This window comes from Nocardiopsis sp. Huas11 (assembly GCF_003634495.1).
Lineage (GTDB): Bacteria > Actinomycetota > Actinomycetes > Streptosporangiales > Streptosporangiaceae > Nocardiopsis.
On sequence record NZ_RBKY01000001.1, the window covers coordinates 1,569,095 to 1,586,681 of the forward strand.

Below are 17,587 nucleotides of genomic sequence, written 5' to 3' on the forward strand. Positions count from 1 at the left end.
CCTGTACCGCTGTGAACAGCGGGAAGGGGCTTATCCGCGCGCTCGGACGAGCCTACTGTTCTCTGTAGGACGTGTTCACGGCGTCACGCGTGCAGAACGCGCGGTCCTCGGATCCGACACCCGTCCCGGCCTCGGAGCACGCCCTTCTCACGAGGGAGACAGCCATGGCCCAGCTCAAGGTGCAGCCTCTGTCGGACTCCGCGTTGGCGCGTCTGCGCTCCGGCTTCGAGGGGCAGGTGTTCTCGAACGTGGACGACGGGTTCGAGGAGGCCAGAACGCTCTTCAACGCGATGATCGAGACCCGGCCCGCGGTGATCGCCCAGTGCGCGACCACCGACGACGTGCGCCGCAGCGTCGAGTGCGCCCGCGCCGAGGGGCTGGAGATCGCGGTCCGCGGCGGTGGGCACAGCGTCGCCGGGATGAGCCTCACCCAGGGCGGCCTGGTCATCGACATGCGCCACATGCACGACGTGGAGGTCGACCCCCGGGCGATGCTGGTCGCTGTCGGCGGCGGCACGGTCATGGGGCAGATGGACGAGGCGAGCACGCGGCACGGCCTGGCCACGACCGGCGGGCGGGTGTCGACCACCGGGGTCGGCGGCTTCGTGCTCGGCGGCGGTTCGGGGTGGATCGAGCGCAAGTTCGGCCTGGCCTGCGACCACCTGCTGAGCGTCGACCTCGTCACCGCCGAGGGCGACCTGGTGCACGCGGCCGCCGACGACAACCCCGAACTGTTCTGGGCCCTGCACGGCGGCGGCGGCAACTTCGGCGTCGCCACCCGCATGGAGCTGCGGCTGCACCCGATGCCGGAGTTCTCCATGGGCCTGCTGCTGTTCCTGCCCGAGGACGGGCCCGAGGTCACGCGCACGTGGCGGGACTTCATGGCGCAGGCCCCCGACGAGATCGGCGGAGGCCTGATCTACCTCGTCGCGCAGCCGGAGCCGTTCATGCCGGAGGACCTGGTGGGCCGGCTGGTGTGCGCGGTGGTACTCACGTGCGTGGGACCGGAGGCGATGCTGCGAGGTCTGGCCGCGCCGCTGACCCGTCTGGGGCCGGAGGTCGAGATGGTCACCGACATGCCCTACGCCGAGATGCAGAAGGCGCTGGACGACCCGCCCGGTTACCGCAACTACTGGTCGGTGGAGCACCTGGCCTCGCTGCCGGACCCGGCGGTCGACGCGTTCTGCGCACGGGCCGACGGCATGGTCATCCCCTCTCCCACGGCCCACGCCATGTGGCGGCTCGGCGGCGCCGTCGCGCGCTCGCAGGCCGATTACCCCCTGCCCTGGCGCCACGCCGCATGGGCGGTCCACCCGCTGGCGATGTGGGAGGACCCCGAGGACGACGCGCGCGCCCTCCAGTGGGTGCGGAACATCCGCGCGGACATGCACCCGTGGGCCACGGGGGACGTGTACCTCAACTTCACCGGGGACGAGGGGGAGGCACGCGTCGTGCGCGGGTTCGGCGAGGACAACTACGTGCGGCTGAGCGCGGTCAAGACCGAGTTCGACCCGGACAACGTCTTCCACCGCAACCACAACATCCGGCCCGCCCGCGAGATGCCCACCGCCACGGCACCGCCGCCCCGCATGGGCTGACGGAGACCGGGCACGTTGTCATCGAACAGGGTGGCCACGCCCGACCACTACTCGTCGTCATCGCCACCCCTGGCCAGGGCCATGCGCTGTTCCTTCGTGAACGGCACGTCGCCCTTACCGCGGAGTCGGTCGGTGATCCGACGCCCTCGGGAGGGAGCCGCCGGAGCCGCCGAGAAGTCCAGCAGACCGGCCTGGGCGAGCTCGGACCGCATGGCGTGCGCCTCGTCTCCTTCGAGATCGGGGGTCGTAGCGGCGCGCAGCACACGTGTCACGTACTCGTTCATGCTCACGCCCCGGCGTTCAGCGGTGCGCCTCACGCGCTGCACGAGTTCGCCGTCCGCTCTCCACGTCACCTGGCTCATGCGAAAAGCCTACGTGGACGCACGCGACCACGTAGGCCATTCACAAGCGGGGTCCGACAGCCGGGTCAGACGCGTTCGATGATGGTGACGTTGGCCTGGCCGCCGCCCTCGCACATGGTCTGCAGGCCGTAGCGGCCGCCCGTGCGGTGGAGTTCGTTGACCAGCTTGGTCATCAGCACCGTGCCGGTCGCGCCCAGCGGGTGGCCCAGGGCGATCGCGCCGCCGTTGGGGTTGACTTTGGCCGGGTCGGCGCCCAGCTCCTCGATCCAGGACAGCGGGACGGGGGCGAAGGCCTCGTTGATCTCGGTGACGTCGATGTCGTCGATGCTCAGCCCGGCCTTGTCCAGGGCGATGCGGGTCGCCGGGATGGGCGCGGTCAGCATGTACACCGGGTCGTCGCCGACCAGGGACAGCTGGACGACGCGGGCCAGCGGGGTCAGCCCGTGCTGCTCGACCGCGCGCTCGGAGGCGATGAGCACCGCGCCGGCGCCCACGGAGATCTGGCTCGCCACGGCGGCGGTGAGCTCCCAGCCCTCGCGCAGGGCCTTGAGGCCGGCCATCTTCTCCAGGGTGGTGTCGGGGCGCACGCCCTCGTCGCGCTCGACCCCGGCCAGCGGCGCGACCTGGTCGTCGAAGTAGCCCGCCTCGATCGCCTTGGCGGCGCGCTGGTGGCTCTCCAGCGCGAACTCCTCCAGCTGCTCGCGCTTGAAGCCCCACTTCTCGCACATGAGCTGGGCCCCGCGGAACTGGGAGATCTCCTGGAGGCCGTAGCGCTCCGTCCAGCCCTCGCCGTACAGCGAGAGCCCGTTGTCGATCGCGAACTGGACGTTGGCGCCCATGGGGACCATGCCCATGTTCTCCACGCCGGAGGCCACGACGAGGTCCTGGGTCCCCGACATCACGCCTTGGGCGGCGAAGTGCAGGGCCTGCTGGGAGGAGCCGCACTGGCGGTCGATGGTGACGCCCGGAACGGACTCGGGCAGCCCGGCCGAGAGCCACGAGGTGCGCGCGAGGTCGAGCGCCTGGGGGCCGGCCTGGGTGACACAGCCCATGATGACGTCCTCGACCGCCACAGGGTCGACGCCGGTGCGCTGGACGAGCTCCTTGAGCACGTGCGCGCCGAGGTCGGCGGGGTGCACGCCGGCGAGCGCGCCCTTCTTCGTGCCGACGGGGGTACGGACTGCGCCGACGATGAATGCCTCGGCCACGGGGCCCTCCAAGGGGAGCTGGGGTGACGGTTCTGAACCGAACTGTATTCGGTTTAACGGTCCTGGCAAGTGACCGCCCCCTGCCGAGGGGTGCGCCGACGCCGCTCAGGGCCCGCTCTCCCAGTGTTCCCCGCGCACGCCGCCGCACCGCGGAACACGCCCGGTTCACCGGGGTCGGCCGAGGTCGGCCCCGTCCCCCTCGTCCCCGAGCGTGTCGGCGGTCATCCGCTCCACCGCGGCCACGACCTCGGGGTGCTCGTCGGGCGCGTAGTCGGCGAGCAGGGAGCGCAGCGCCGTGCGCTGGGCCTCGAAGAGCGCGCGGACCGCGTCGGCGCCCCGCCGGTTGAGCTCCCAGACCTCCTGGCCGCCCACCAGGTGGCCGGCGTCGAGCAGCTCCCGTCGCACCTGCTCCCACCGCTCGGCCGGAAGGCCGGTCATCTCCACCAGCTCCTCGGTCGTCAGCGGCCCCGTCGCCCCCAGGTGGCTGAGGACCCAGCAGCCACCCGGGGTGACCTCCAGGCCGGCCGCCTCCCGCAGCCGCTGGTACATCCCGTGCGCGCCCTCCCTGCCGCAGGCCCGGAAGACCGCCTTCTCCACGTGCGCGAGGCCGTCGCGGCCGTAGGAGGCCACGGGCGCGATGGTCTGGTCCAGGTCCGGGTTGCCCACGGTGGTGCGCAGCGGGATCTGGCGCAGGAACAGGGCGAGCACGAACCCGGCCAGCGCGATGGGCACGGCCCACAGGAACACGACGTCGATGGCGTCGGCGTAGGCCCCCAGGAACGAGGCCTGCGTCTGCGGAGGCAGCCCGTCCATGGCGCGCGGGTCGCTCTCCAGCGCCGCGACGTCCACCCCGGCCGGGAGCCTGATCTCGTCGGCGCGGGCGCTGAGGTTCGCGGCGAGCCGGCCGGAGAAGACCGACCCGAACACGGCGGTCCCGAAGGCGCCGCCGATCGACCGGAAGAAGGTCGCGCTGGAGGTCGCCACCCCGAGGTCGCGGTACTCGGCCCCGTTCTGCACCACCAGGACCACCACCTGCATCACCAGCCCCAGACCGAAGCCCAGGACGAAGAAGTAGGCGCCCATCGCCACCAGCGAGGTGTCCGGCCCCATGGTGGAGAGCAGGTACAGGCCCACCGCCGTCACGGCCATGCCCGCGACCGGGTACGCCTTGTAGTGACCGGTCCGCGTCACCAGCCGGCCGCTGCCGATCGAGGTCAGGAACATGCCCGCGACCATCGGCAGCAGGTGCAGGCCCGAGGCCGTCGGCGAGAGCCCGTGCACGACCTGGAGGAACAGCGGCAGGTAGGCCATCGAGCCCATCATCGCGAAGCCCACGCAGAAGCCGATGGCCATCGCCACCACGATCACCGGGTTGCCGAACAGGCCGAGCGGCATGACCGGCTCCTCGGCCCGGCGGGCGCTCCACCACCAGCCCAGGCCCAGGACCAGCGCCGCGGCCCCCGAGCCGACCACCTGGGGCGAGCCCCAGGCGTAGACCGAACCGCCCCAGGCGGCCACCAGGGTCAGGCACACGGCGGTCCCGGCCAGCATCAGGATCCCGGCGTAGTCGACCCGGCCGCGCCCCTCCGGCCGGGTGGCCGGCAGGACCGCCAGGACGGCCAGGAACGCGACCAGCCCCAGGGGCAGGTTGACGTAGAACACCCACCGCCAGCTCAGGTGATCGACGAAGAGTCCGCCCAGCAGGGGCCCGGCCACGCTGGAGACGCCGAAGACCGCGCCGAACAGCCCCTGGTACTTGCCGCGTTCGCGCGGCGAGACCACGTCGCCGATGATCGCCGAGGCCAGCACCATCAGGCCGCCCCCGCCGATGCCCTGGAGGCCGCGGAACAGGATCAACTGGAGCATGTCCTGGGCCATCCCGCACAGGGCGGAGCCCGCGAGGAAGATCCCGATGCAGCCGAGGAAGAGCTGCTTGCGGCCGAACTGGTCGCCGAGCTTGCCCCACAGCGGCGTGCTGGCGGTGACCGCGAGCAGGTAGGCGGTGATGACCCACGACAGGTGGTTCAGCCCGCCGAGCTCGGAGACGATCGTCGGCAGGGCCGTGGACACGATGGTCTGGTCCAGGGCCGAGAGCAGCACGCTGAGCATGAGCGCGGCCATGATGACCGCGATCCGCGGGCCCCCGTGGCTCCGCCGCCCCCTGTGGCCGGTCCCGCGCTGCGCCATCGCCTCTCCCCCGTCACACCGTCGCGGTCCCCGCGGCCCGCTGGGGCCACAGTAGGAACGGGCCGCGCCGACAGCGCGGAGGAACCGCGCTCGGGCCGCGATCTTTGCTCCTGCTTGGCGTCGGCCACCCGCGCCCTCGTCCGCTCAGACCGCGAGTATCCGCCGGGCCCCAGCTGTGCCGCAGCCCGGGAGAACCGCGCCCCGGGCCGCGATCTTTGCTCCTGCTCGGCGCCGCCCCTTCTAAACCGAATGAGATTCGGTTAGCGTGGGGCGTACGTGACCGCCCTCACCCCGCCGGAGCCGTCCATGAAGCGGAACCTGTTCGACGCCGACCACGACCTCTTTCGGGAGACGGTCGCCGAGTTCCTCAAGCGCGAGGTCGTACCCTTCCACGCGCAGTGGGAGAAGGACGGCATCGTGCCCCGCGAGGTGTGGCTGAGGGCGGGCGAGGTCGGTCTGCTGGGCCACGGCGTGCCCGAGGAGTACGGCGGCACGGGGCTGCACGACTACCGGTACAACACCGTCGTCAACGAGGAGATCTGCCGCGCCCACGGCAGCGGTCTGGGGATCACCCTCCAGAACGACGTCATGGCGCCCTACATGGTGGGCCTGACCACCGACGAGCAGAAGCGGCGGTGGCTGCCCGGGTTCGCGAGCGGCGAGCTCATCACCGCCATCGCCATGACCGAGCCCGGCACCGGCAGCGACCTCCAGGCCATCCGCACCTCGGCGGTGCGCGAGGGCGACGAGTTCGTCGTCAACGGCGCCAAGACCTTCATCACCAACGGCGTCAACGCCGACCTGGTGATCGTCGTGGCCCGGACCGACCCGGAGGCCGGAGCCCAGGGGTTCTCCCTCATCGCGGTCGAGCGCGGCACCCCCGGGTTCGAACGCGGCCGCAACCTCGACAAGATCGGCATGAAGGCGCAGGACACCGCCGAGCTCTTCTTCGAGGACGTGCGCGTTCCCACGGCCAACCTCATCGGCACCGAGGGCCAGGGGTTCATCCACCTGATGCAGAACCTGCCCCAGGAGCGGCTGTCCATCGCCACCTGCGCCGTCGCCTCCGCCGACGGCATCCTGCGGCACACGATCGAGTACTGCCGCGACCGCACCGCCTTCGGCCGCCCGATCGGGCGCTTCCAGAACACCCGTTTCGTCCTGGCTGAATTGGCGACCGAGGTGGACCTGGGCCGCACCTACGTCGATCGCGGAGTCGCCCTGCTCAACGAGGGCGAGCTGACCGTCGAGGACGCCGCCATGGCCAAGTGGTGGACCACGGAGATGTGCAACCGGGTGATGGACCGGTGCCTGCAGCTTCACGGCGGGTACGGGTACATGATGGAATACCCGGTGGCACGGGCCTGGCAGGATTCCCGCGTCCAGACGATCTACGGTGGCACCACCGAGATCATGAAGGAGATCGTCGGGCGCGGACTGGGCCTGTGACCCCCTGAGCCCCTACAGCCCTCGGAAGGGTCGAACACCATGTTCACCGGTGCGTGGGACGGCCTCATCGTCATGGGCCTGCTGGTCGTGCTGCTCGTCATCGGCGTGCGCAAGCTCCGGCCCAAGGTCCACATCCCCTGGGCGACCAGCGGGATCGTGGTCTTCTTCGTCTTCGTGTGCCTGCTGCTGTGGGCGTGGTCCTGGCGCTGAGGCCCGGCCATGCGCACCCGCGCCGCCGCCCGCCGGGGGCCCTCTCCCCTGAGGGAGGCGGGCCCCGGCGGGGGCGCGGAGCCGTGGGCGGCTCACGGGCGGCTCAGAGCCGGGCGTCCTGGGCGTAGGGGTCGAAGTCGATGCCCGCGGGCCGGGCGCGCTCCAGCGCGGACCCGAACCGGTCGTCCCTGAGGTCGAGCTGGGCGCTGCCGAAGTCGGCCGAGGCCAGGGCGCTGCGGATCCCGGGCGGGAAGTGGTCCCAGCCGACGAGGTCCGGGTACTGCCACACGCCGTAGTGGTTCTCCGGCGGGTCGTCGTGGCCGGCCGCGAAGCGGAACGCGTGGGTGGACGCGCCGTCCTTGTGGTAGACGATCTTGGGGTGCGTCCCCTCCCAGAGCACCTGGTCGGCGGGCCGGGTGTCGAAGTCGCCGTGCGCCGAGGCGGACACGTACCGGGCCTGGCCGCCCTGGACCCACACGACCACGTGCTCCAGGTCGTGGCGGTGCCCGCAGCAGCCCGGCAGCACCTGGTCCTTCTCGAAGTAGAGGGCGTACATGTAGGCGCACCAGCCGCTCGCGTCGCAGCGTGAGCGCGCGTAGGAGTTGGTGTTGTCCAGGTCGGACCGGTCACGGCAGTTGCCGTTGAGCGCCCCGGAGGTGTTGAGGCCGCCGTTGAGGGTGCCGTCCGGGCCGATCGCGGGGGTCGGGTAGCAGCCGTCGGTGTCGTAGTCGAAGGCGGGCTGCCACCTGCCCTCGTCCGCGGTGTGGGCCGCGGGCAGGGCGGGCGGCGGCGCCGCGAGGGCGATGCCCGGCAGGGCGAGGACCAGGGCGAGCGCGCCGACGAGGCCGCGGACGCCCAGACGGCGGGCCCGGCCGAGCGGTCGTCGGCCGGGCCCTGGGGTGTCGGTGTGGTCGGATGCGGGGCGCGGTGTCACGCGGGCGTCGAGGGATCCGGGCATGGGGGTTCCTTCCGGAGAACGGGGTCCGGGCGCACGCGCCCTGTGGGGGCGGACGCGTGCCCGGGAACGCTAACCGCGCCGCTCGCCCCGGCACAAGGAGGGTTCGGTGAGGTTCCCGCGCCGTTCCGCCCGGACTCGGACGGGCGTCACCCGCCGGACGGTTCCGGACCGGTCCGCCGCGCCCGCCCCGGCCGCCGCCGGATCGGGTAGGGGGCGGATATGAGCGCACCGACGGAACCGGCCGGGCCGGCACGGCGCGGCGTGGAGGCCGCCGAGTCCCTGGCCCGCTGGCTCGACAAACCGATGGGCGCCCTGGGGCTGATCTTCGTCCTGGTGGTGCTCGGCCAGGCCCTGGCCACGTCTCCCAGAGTGAGCACCCCGCTGGCCTGGCTGGGCTGGGTGCTGTGGGCCCTGTTCGTCGCCGAATTCGCGCTACGCGCCTACGTGGCGCGCGACCAGCGCCGCTTCTGGGCACGCAACTGGTGGCAGGTGGTGTTCCTGGCCCTGCCCTTCCTGCGCCTGAGCCGCGCCTTCCTCTTCCTGCGCACGGCCCGCCTGGGCGGTGTGGTCTCGGCGACGCTGCGGGGCTCGCGCTCGGCGACCCGGCTGTTGTCGGGCCGCGTCACGTGGCTGGCGGTCGTCACCACGATCGTCGTCCTCGGTTCCAGCCAGCTGCTCTACCTCGTGGGCTCCTACGACGAGTACGCCATCGCGCTGCACCAGACCGCGCTCGCGGCGATCACCGGAGAACCGCTGGCCGCCGGGGGCACGTTCGCCCGGTTCATGGAGGTCGCGCTCGCCGTCTACTCCGTGGCGGTCTTCGCCTCCGCCGCCGCCACGATCGGCGCCTACTTCCTGGAGCCGCGGGAGCAGGTCACAGCCGACCGGCGTCGATGATCCGCTGGAGGAACCGGCGGGTCCGGGGCTGCTCGGGGTCGCCCAGCACCTGCGCGGGCGGCCCCTGCTCCAGGACCCGCCCCCCGTCCAGGAAGCACACGGTGTCGGCGACCTGGCGGGCGAAGCCCATCTCGTGGGTGGCCAGGAGCATCGTCATCCCCTCGTCGCGCAGGCCGCGGACCAGGTCCAGCACCTCCCCCACCAGTTCGGGGTCGAGCGCACTGGTGACCTCGTCCAGGAGCAGCAGGCGCGGGGAGTTCACCAGCGCCCGCACGATCGCCACCCGCTGCTGCTGCCCGCCCGAGAGCCGGTCGGGGTACTCCTCGGCCTTCTCCAGCAGGCCGACCCGTCCCAGCAGCTCCCGCGCCCGCTCCGTCGCCTCCGCGCGGTCGCGGCGGTGCACCCGGCGCGGGGCCAGCGTGACGTTGTCCAGCACCGACATGTGCGGGAACAGGTTGAAGGACTGGAACACCATCCCGATCCGGCGCCGCACCCGGTCGGGGTCCACCCGGGGGTCGGTGATGTGCTCGCCGTCCAGGTGGATGGATCCGTCGCTGATCGGCTCCAGCAGGTTCGCGCACCGCAGCAGGGTCGACTTGCCCGAACCGGAGGCGCCGATGAGCACCACCACGCCGTGCTCGGGCACGTCCAGGTCCAGGCCGTCGAGCACCACCGTGCCCCGGAACTCCTTGCGCACGTTGCGCACCCGCAGCACCGGCACGGACTCCGTGTCCGTCCCGTCCAGGCGCACCAGCCGCTCCAGCTCGCTCATCGTCCCCCCTCCGCCGACTGCCGCCGCGCCGAACGCACGGTCACCCAGTCGGTCACCGCCACCAGCGGGATCGCCATCAGCACGAACAGCACACCGGCCACGATGTACGGCGTGAAGTTGTAGGTCTGCGCGGTGGCGATCTGCGCGGCGCGGATCGCGTCGATCGGGCCGGCCAGCGAGATCAGCCCCACGTCCTTCTGCAGCGCCACCATGTCGTTGAGCAGCGGCGGCGAGACCCGCCGCACGGCCTGCGGCAGGACCACGTGGCGCATGGTCTGCGGGTAGGTGAGGCCGAGCGAGCGGGCCGCCGCGATCTGGCTGGGGTGCACGGACTCGATCCCGGCCCGGAACACCTCGGCGATGTACGCGCCGTAGGTGATCACCAGCGCGATCCCGCCGAGCACCAGGACGCTCGGGGTGCCCTCCAGCCGCAGCCCCGGCACGCCGAACGTCATCAGGTACAGCACGATGATCAGCGGCGCGCCGCGGAACCCGTAGGTGTACGAGGTCGCCAGGGCCCGGAGCGGGAAGAACACCGGTCCCCGCAGGGTCCGCATGATCGCCACGACGAGACCCAGCGCCAGCGAGCCCAGGGCGCAGAACACCAGCACCCGGACGTTGAGCCAGAGCCCGGTGAGCACCGCGGGCAGGGCCTCGCGGGCCACGCCCAGGTCGAAGAAGGTCTCGCGCACCCGGTCCCAGCCCGGAGAGCCGATCACCACGCTGACCAGGACCCCGCCGAGCAGAGCCGTGGAGACCGCGCCGATCAGGACCGACCGCACGCCCTGGCGGCGGCGGAAGGCGATCCGCTCGGTCTCCAGGACGCTCGGAACGTGGGCGTCGCGGACGTCCGGGCCGCTCACGCCAGCTCGGGAACGTCAGCGGCCTCCGACAGCCACTCCTGTTCGAGCTCGGCCAGCGTGCCGTCCTCGCGCAGGGCGTCGACGGCCTCGGTGACGCAGTCCGTGAGCGGCGAGTCCAGGTCCAGGACCAGGCCGAACTGCTCGGTGTCGGCGTCGGTCGCCGGGAGCTGGCCCACGATCACGGCGTCCTCCATCTCGGCGGAGGTGACGTAGAAGGCCGTGGGCAGGTCGAGGACGAGCGCGTCCACCTGCCCGTTCTCCAGGGCCTGCTTGGCGTCGTCGTTGTTGTTGAAGACCTGCGGCTCCTCGTCCGGGGCCACGGTCTCCACCATCGCGTCGTAGCTGGTGGTGCCCACCTGGGCGCCCAGGCTCAGGCCGGCCAGGTCCGCCAGGGAGGCCGCGTCCGCGGCCTCGGTGCCCTCGATCGCGATGACCGTCTGGCGCACGTCGTAGTACGGGCTGGAGAAGTCGACGGCGGCCCGGCGCTCGTCGGTGATGGAGAACTGGTTGATGTCGAAGTCGTACTCCTTCGGCCCCGGCTGGATCGCGTTGTTGAACGTCACGACGTTCCACGCGATCTGCTCGTCGGTGTAGCCGAGCCGCTCGGCGACCGCGTGGGCGACCGCCGACTCGAAGCCCTCGCCGTTGGAGGGGTCGTCGTCGACGAACCACGGCGGGTAGGCCGGGCTGTCCGTCCCGATCGTGAGCGTGCCCTCGGTCAGCGTGGGCAGCTGGTCGGGCGCGCACTCCACGGCCGCGTCGGCGCCCGGGTCCGTCGACTCCTCGTCCGCGGGGGCGCAGGCCGCCGCGGCGAGGACGGCGGTTCCCGCCACGACGCCGAGGCTCAGGCGGAATCGGCGGGACGGACGGGTGGGAGAGGTCATCGGGACTCCGGTTCATGGGGGACGGCTGTCCACAAATTACCGATACCTCCCGGTTCGTGCCAGGTCATATCGGTCACGGAACGCTGTGGGAGCAGGCCGTGGCAGGGAGTCGACACCGCGGGGGACGGCTCAGCCGAGTTCCTCGGTGCCGTCCTCGTCCTCGTCGCCGTGCATCGGCATCTCGAACCACACCGCCTTGCCGTCCGGTGTGGGCCGCGACCCCCACCGGCTGGCCAGCTGTTCCACCAGGTAGAGCCCGCGACCGCCCTCGTCGTCGGCGGCGGCGCTGCGGATGCGCGGCAGCCGGAGGTCGTGGTCGAAGACCTCCACCCACACCGCGGTGGCGCCGCGGCGCAGCCGGAGCAGGAACTCCTTCTCCCACGGCTCCTCGGCGGGCTCGTCGGCCTCCGAGACCGCTTCGAGCAGGTCGGTCCAGTCCTCGTCGAACTCGTCGTCGGCCGGCCCGTCGCCCTCCAGCGGCCGTTCGGAGTCGAGCACGCCGCTGCCGGTGAACTCGCGGTGCACGGGGTGGGGGGTGGCGTGGATGACGACGTTGGTGACGATCTCCGAGACCAGCAGGCAGGCGAGTTCGGCCTGGTCGCGGCTCATCCCCCACTCCTTGAAGGTGTTGGCCGCCAGGTGGCGGGCCTCGCCCACGGTGGAGGCCTCCGAGCGGAACCAGCCCTCCATGAGGTCCAGTTCGTCGGAGTGGGTGCGCACGACCATCAGCGCGGTGTCGTCGTCGAGTTCGCCGGGGACGCTGTGCGCGGCCACCTCGGCGATCTGGTCGACGTCCTTGTCGGCGACCTCGGCGACCCGCTCGGCCATGCGCTCCAGCGCGAGCTCGGGGTCGGCCCGGCCGCCGATCGGGCGCCGGTCGACCAGCCCGTCGGTGTACATGACCAGGGTGGCGCCTATGGGCAGACTCAGGTTCGCCTGGTGGTAGACGATGTCCTCACCGGCCGCGCCCTTGGCGCGCACGCCCAGCATGCGGTCGGTGATCTCCAGGTCGAGGGTCTCCACGGACTCGGAGGTGACCAGCAGGGGCGCGGCGTGCCCGGCGTTGGCGTAGGACAGTTCGCGCGACCAGGCGTCGTAGACCATGTACAGGCAGCTGACGCTGGGGATCCAGGTGCCGCCCTTGCCGTCGGGCTGGCCGAGCTGGCGTACCCACTCGTCGAGCTCGCGCAGGATGTCGGCGGGCTCCCGGTCGGCCTGGGCGAACGCGCGCAGGGCGGCGCGCAGCTGGCCCATGACCGCGGCCGCGTGGGGGCCGCGGCCCTCCACGTCGCCGATCACGAGGCCCACCCGTCCGGCGGAGAGCGGAATGGCGTCGTAGAAGTCGCCGCCGACCTGGGTCTGGACGCCGTGCCCGTGGGCCTGCAGGGGTCCCGCGGGCAGGTAGCGCGTGGCGACGGTCAGACCGTCCAGCTGCGGGAAGACGCTGGGCAGCAGGCTGTCCTGGAAGGCCAGGGCGGTGCTGCGCTCCTCCTCGAACAGGCGGGCGTTGTCGATCGCCAGCGCCACGCGGGAGGCGATGGCGCCCACGAGGTCGCGGTCGAACCCGCCGTAGGTGCTCTTCTGCCGCGGGGAGAGGCCGGACAGGGCCAGGGTGAGCACGCCCAGGACCTCGCCGCGGGCGCGCAGGGGCGCGGCGATGGCGGAGGTGACCCCGACCTGGCGGGAGACCACGTCCGAGCGGTCGGTGGGCGAGTTCTCGAAGAGGTGGTCGCCGCTGACGACGGTCTCCAGGCGGCGCAGCGCCTGGGTGACGAAGTGGCGTTCGGTGTAGCGGACCTCGTCACCGACGTCGAACCAGGTCCGGGCCGGGGGCGACCAGCCCTCGGCGTGCACCGACACCTGTCTGACCAGGCGGTCGTGGTCGTAGAGGTCGATGAAGCAGTGGTCGGCGAACTGCGGCACGAGGATCCCGGCCACGCCCTTGACCGTGGAGTCGAACTCCAGGGAGCTGGCCAGGCGGCTGCCGATCCGCTCCAGCAGGCCGTACTGCTCCTCCACGCGTCCGCTGCGCAGCGCCTCGCGGGCGATGAGGGCTATGCCGTCGATCTCGCCGGAGTCGTCGCGCATGGGCACGGCCTGGGCGCGCACGTGGATCCAGGTGGAGTCGCCCTTGAGGACCGCGAAGGTCCCCTCCCAGGGCTCGCCGCGCAGGACGCGGCGGGCCAGCTGGGAGGCGTGCTCGCGGTCGGACTCGTGGATGCCGATGTCCAGGAGCGACAGGCCGACGTAGTCACGGCCGCCCACGAACCCGAAGAGTTCGCGCGCGAAGGGGTTCCAGTAGCGCAGCAGGCTGAACCGGTCGACGACGACGATGGCGACCTGCGCCTGGTCCAGCACGGCGGCTGTGGCGAGCGCGTCGCTCTCCCGGAAGGGCTCACCCCACCGTGTCATCTAGCCGCCACCTCGCCGTCATGAGCTGCATACATGCTCGCTCCGGGTACTTCGAACGACCGCACCTTGGGGCGAGCGTAGCAACACCCCGGACGTTCCCGCAGCGCAATGTGACAATCCCGATGAGCAACCAATCCAGACGCGGTTCACGGTTTGGCGACGAAAACGTGTCCGGCGACGTGCGCGGGAAGCTCGGCCTCCTCCGCGTCACCGCCGACCACGCGGACCCCGTCGTCCGTCGCGCTCAGCACGACTTCCTGTCCGGGTCGTACCCCGGATCTGCGAAGACTGAGCATGATGTCGGGGTCCGACTGGAGCTGTTCGCTGATGCGTCGGACGGTGACGGTGATGCCGGTGTTGGCGGCCACCTCGAGCATCGGCACGATGGAGTCGTCGGTGAAGGGCTCAGGGGAGTAGTCCACCAGGCCCAGCTCGTCCAACCCGGGGATGGGGTTGCCGTGCGGGCACACCGAGGGGGCGTTGAGCAGCGTCACCAGACGCTGCTCCACGGCCTCGGAGATGACGTGCTCCCAGCGGCAGGCCTCGATGTGCACGTCCTCCCAGGGGAGTCCGATGACGTCGACGAGCAGCCGCTCGGCCAGCCGGTGCTTGCGCATGACGTGCGTGGCCAGCTTGCGGCCCTCGGGCGTCATGACCAGGTGTCTGTCGTTCTCGACGCGCAGCAGGCCGTCGCGTTCCATACGAGCCACCGTCTGACTGACCGTGGGGCCGCTCTGGTGCAGGCGCTCGGCGATCCGGGCGCGAAGCGGGACGATGCCCTCCTCTTCGAGCTCGAAAACCGTCCGGAGGTACATCTCCGTGGTGTCGATCAGCCCGTGTGCGGTCAAGTCTCCCCTCCCAAGGCTCTGTGCCCGACGCATGTTCGGCGGGCACGGCAGGTCTCTCACAACACAGGCCGGGGCGGCGTGATTCCCTGGGGCCGATTGGGGACCGGGGCGTCCGCGGGTCCGCGGGAGCGACCACCGATGGCACCAGCATATCGTGACGCCACCGACACCTAATTCGCCGGTGTCTCACGATGCGGACACGACCGCGCGACCCGGCGCGCGGACCGACCTGCGCGGCGCCGGTCCGGCCGCGACCATCGCGGAGGAAGGGGCTCTGCCCTGCGACGATGCCCGGTCCGGAGGCGTCCGCCACCCTGGCGGACGAACGTACCCGCGCCGCGGTCAAGATCGCGTCACGGTCCTGACGCCTGTGGACGACCGCGAACTCGTCCGGAAGCCCGCCGAGAATACGGCCTCGGCGCGAGCGTCCGGCTGCCGGATCCGCGGGCGGGCGGACGGGGGCGCGAACCCGGCCCGTACGCGTGCGCCCGAACCGGCGCACCGACCCGTACGCGTGCGCCCGGGCCGGGGGCGGCGATCAGGCCTCCGGAGACCGGTCCTCCAGGTCCGCGGCCGCGGCGGGGACGGAGCCGCGCGTGGGCCGCGCCAGGCGGCGCCGGACGAACACGAGCGCCCCGCCCGCCACCATCAGCACCGCCAGTACCACGGCCAGCCAGGCGGGACCGAGCGAGAACAGCGACAGGTTGAGGGTCGACTGGATCCGCAGCGCGGTGCCCACGATCGGGTCGTTCTCCGCCTCCGCTCCGCCGGCGAGCACCCGCAGCTCGAACCAGCCGTAGTAGGCGACGTAGGCGCCCGCCACCACGAGCAGGGCACCGCCCACCCGCGTGACGTAGGGCAGTGCGCCGCGCAGGCGGACGATGACGCCGTCCCGGGCCAGCGCGGTCGCCACGGTGACGATCCCGATCACCAGGGCCGTCCCCGCGGCGTAGGTGAGGAACACTCCCACTGCCGCGACCGGCCCGCCCAGGCCGACCGCGCTCGCGGTCACCCCCAGGAACGGCGCGACCGTGCACGACAGCGACGCGATCGCGTAGGCGACCCCGTAGCCGAACACCCAGCGCAGCGAACGGCGGGGGCCGCCCAGACGCGGCGCGGGCAGCGTGATCCCGAGCCGGCGTCCCGCCAGCAGCCACCCGCCCAACAGCACCAGGACCAGGCCGATGACGATGGTGACCACCGGCAGGTGGCGCTCCACCCGCAGCGCCAGCGGCACCGCGACCAGCGCGAACGCGCCGAACACGGTGACGAAGCCGCCCGTCAGCGCGGCCGTGGTGGCCAGCGCCCGGCCGACCACCCGCCAGGGCGGATCGGAGCGCTCCCCGGCGCCTTCCCCGCGGGCCACGAGCAGGGCCAGGTAGGCCGGGAGCAGGGCGAACCCGCACGGGTTGAGCACCGCGAGCACTCCGGCCGACAGTGCGATCGCGTAGGGGATCTCGGTCACGACGCGGCCCGCCTCATCCGTCGAGTTCGGCGACGCGGGCGTCCAGGTCCGCCTCGCTCAGCGTGCCGGGGTGGGTCTCGAAGGTGCCGTCCGGCGAGAGGAAGGAGAAGGCCGGCTGCCCGGCGACGCCGAACCCGGCCCAGAGGGTGCCGTCCTCGTCGATGATGTGCGTGATCCCGTCGGTGCCCGTGGCCTCGACGAACTCCGCCATGTCGGCCTCCTCGCCCAGCCCGGCCACGCCGACGAACTCGACCTCGCCCTCGTGGCGCTCGGCGGCCTCGGCGATCGCGCCCGCCTCGCCCCGGCACACCGTGCACCAGGGCGCCCAGAACCACAGGACCACCGGGGCGCCCGCGTAGTCGGTCCCCGCGACCTCCTCCCCTCCGACCGTGGGGGCGGTGAAGTCCAGGTGGGCCGCGTCGACCGCCTCGTCGGCCGGCGGTGCCTCGGACGTGCCGGACTCGGACGTGCCGGACTCGGCCGGGGCGGCGTCCGCCGGCGCGGTCGGCCCGCCGTCCTCCTCCGGGGCGCCGCACGCGGACAGGAACAGGGCCGCCGCGGCGGCGACGGCGGCGGTGCGCGTGTGCACGGGTCGCATGGTCTCCTCGATCGGTTCACGGCCGCGGGGGGCGCGGACCGCTTCTCCATGGTGGTTCGCGGCCGGTCGCGCGAGGGAGACGTGTCAGCCGGGAGGAATCTCGATGGGTGTCGGCTCGTCCGTGTCGGTCCGCCGCCGACTCGTCGGCCCGTCGGACCGACGGGACACCGGAACGCTCTCAGGGCTCCAGGCGGTCGACGGCCCATCCGTCCACGGGGTCGTGCAGGTAGCGGAACCGGTCGTGCATCCGGTCGGCGCCGCCCTGCCAGAACTCGATCTCCTCCGGCAGCAGCCGGTACCCGCCCCAGTAGGAGGGCCGCGGGATCTCCTCGTCGACCGCCCACACGTGGTCGAACTCCCGGTAGAGCCGGTCGAGCTCCTCGCGGTCGGCGACCGGCTGCGACTGGCGTTCGCTGGCCCAGGCACCGAGCTGCGAGCCGCGCGGCCGGGTCGCGAAGTAGCGGTCGTTCTCCTCGTCACTGAGCCGCTCCACCCGGCCGGCGATCAGGACCTGGCGCCGGACGGCGTGCCAGGGGAAGACCACGCAGGCCCGCGGGTCGGCGGCCAGGGCCCGCCCCTTGCGCGAGGTGTAGTTGGTGAAGAAGCGCAGGCCGGTGCTGTCGTAGCCCTTCATCAGGACGGTTCGGGCCCGGGGCATGCCGCCCGGTTCCACGGACGACAGCACCATGGCGTTGGGTTCGGCCAGCCCGGCCTCGACGGCGTCCTTGAACCACAGGTGGAACTGGGTCATCGGATGGTCGGCCAGGTCCGAACGGCGCAAGGGGTCACCCATGTACGGTTTGCGCAGTTCGGCGGGGTCTTGGTGGTCCACAGTGGGCATCTTCTCGCGCCGGGACTCCCTCGCGCCACCCGCCA

Annotated in this window: 16 protein-coding genes; 4 read left to right on the top strand and 12 right to left on the bottom strand. The window is 72.2% G+C overall.

Annotated features, from left to right (window positions below):
* Positions 1–164 precede the first annotated feature (164 nt).
* Positions 165–1,598 (top strand): FAD-binding oxidoreductase, encoded by a 1,434-nt coding sequence (locus tag DFP74_RS07005; protein WP_121180947.1) that lies wholly within the window; start codon positions 165–167, stop codon positions 1,596–1,598.
* A gap of 47 nt (positions 1,599–1,645) precedes the next feature.
* Here DFP74_RS07005 and DFP74_RS07010 read toward each other — a convergent pair whose 3' ends face one another.
* From DFP74_RS07010 to DFP74_RS07020, 3 genes are all read right to left on the bottom strand, one after another.
* On the bottom strand, positions 1,646–1,960 hold the full coding sequence (locus tag DFP74_RS07010) for a hypothetical protein (protein ID WP_121180948.1): 315 nt from the start codon (positions 1,958–1,960) through the stop codon (positions 1,646–1,648).
* A 65-nt stretch (positions 1,961–2,025) separates the two neighbouring features.
* Positions 2,026–3,168, bottom strand: coding sequence for an acetyl-CoA C-acetyltransferase (locus tag DFP74_RS07015; RefSeq protein ID WP_121180949.1), 1,143 nt, complete (start codon positions 3,166–3,168; stop codon positions 2,026–2,028).
* A gap of 165 nt (positions 3,169–3,333) precedes the next feature.
* The gene (locus DFP74_RS07020; protein ID WP_121180950.1) at positions 3,334–5,355 is read right to left on the bottom strand and encodes an MDR family MFS transporter; all 2,022 of its coding nucleotides are present in this window, start codon (positions 5,353–5,355) and stop codon (positions 3,334–3,336) included.
* Between the two features lie 306 nt (positions 5,356–5,661).
* On the opposite strand from DFP74_RS07020, the gene DFP74_RS07025 reads away from it, so the two are divergent.
* Entirely contained in the window at positions 5,662–6,804 is a 1,143-nt protein-coding gene (locus tag DFP74_RS07025; RefSeq protein WP_121188092.1) for an acyl-CoA dehydrogenase family protein, read from the top strand.
* A 39-nt stretch (positions 6,805–6,843) separates the two neighbouring features.
* A complete protein-coding gene (locus tag DFP74_RS33795) occupies positions 6,844–7,014 on the top strand; it encodes a hypothetical protein (protein ID WP_199725526.1) in 171 nt (56 codons plus the stop codon).
* Between the two features lie 103 nt (positions 7,015–7,117).
* Here the strand turns inward: DFP74_RS33795 and DFP74_RS07030 are convergent, their stop codons facing one another.
* Positions 7,118–7,972, bottom strand: coding sequence for an NPP1 family protein (locus DFP74_RS07030; protein ID WP_121180951.1), 855 nt, complete (start codon positions 7,970–7,972; stop codon positions 7,118–7,120).
* Positions 7,973–8,191: 219 nt separating this feature from the next.
* Between DFP74_RS07030 and DFP74_RS07035 the strand changes: the two genes are divergently transcribed.
* Positions 8,192–8,869, top strand: coding sequence for a hypothetical protein (locus tag DFP74_RS07035; protein ID WP_199725528.1), 678 nt, complete (start codon positions 8,192–8,194; stop codon positions 8,867–8,869).
* Here DFP74_RS07035 and DFP74_RS07040 read toward each other — a convergent pair.
* The 8 genes from DFP74_RS07040 to pdxH all read right to left on the bottom strand — a co-directional run bounded on the left by DFP74_RS07040 (position 8,847) and on the right by pdxH (position 17,543).
* A complete protein-coding gene (locus DFP74_RS07040; RefSeq protein ID WP_121180952.1) occupies positions 8,847–9,641 on the bottom strand; it encodes an amino acid ABC transporter ATP-binding protein in 795 nt (264 codons plus the stop codon). The genes DFP74_RS07035 and DFP74_RS07040 overlap by 23 nt on opposite strands.
* Entirely contained in the window at positions 9,638–10,504 is an 867-nt protein-coding gene (locus tag DFP74_RS07045) for an amino acid ABC transporter permease (RefSeq protein ID WP_121180953.1), read from the bottom strand. The genes DFP74_RS07040 and DFP74_RS07045 overlap by 4 nt, the downstream gene beginning before the upstream one ends.
* Positions 10,501–11,388, bottom strand: a complete 888-nt coding sequence (locus tag DFP74_RS07050; RefSeq protein WP_121180954.1) for an ABC transporter substrate-binding protein — start codon at positions 11,386–11,388, stop codon at positions 10,501–10,503. Before DFP74_RS07050 ends, DFP74_RS07045 begins: the two co-directional genes overlap by 4 nt.
* Before the next feature lie 129 nt (positions 11,389–11,517).
* Complete coding sequence (locus DFP74_RS07055) at positions 11,518–13,800, bottom strand: SpoIIE family protein phosphatase (RefSeq protein ID WP_121180955.1); 2,283 nt, start codon at positions 13,798–13,800, stop codon at positions 11,518–11,520.
* 146 nt (positions 13,801–13,946) lie between these two features.
* On the bottom strand, positions 13,947–14,648 hold the full coding sequence (locus DFP74_RS07060) for a metal-dependent transcriptional regulator (RefSeq protein ID WP_121180956.1): 702 nt from the start codon (positions 14,646–14,648) through the stop codon (positions 13,947–13,949).
* Between the two features lie 538 nt (positions 14,649–15,186).
* Positions 15,187–16,113, bottom strand: coding sequence for a cytochrome c biogenesis protein CcdA (locus DFP74_RS07065; protein ID WP_121180957.1), 927 nt, complete (start codon positions 16,111–16,113; stop codon positions 15,187–15,189).
* A 13-nt stretch (positions 16,114–16,126) separates the two neighbouring features.
* A complete protein-coding gene (locus DFP74_RS07070; RefSeq protein ID WP_121180958.1) occupies positions 16,127–16,711 on the bottom strand; it encodes a redoxin domain-containing protein in 585 nt (194 codons plus the stop codon).
* 178 nt (positions 16,712–16,889) lie between these two features.
* Positions 16,890–17,543, bottom strand: a complete 654-nt coding sequence (gene pdxH / locus DFP74_RS07075) for a pyridoxamine 5'-phosphate oxidase (protein WP_121180959.1) — start codon at positions 17,541–17,543, stop codon at positions 16,890–16,892.
* Positions 17,544–17,587 lie beyond the last annotated feature (44 nt).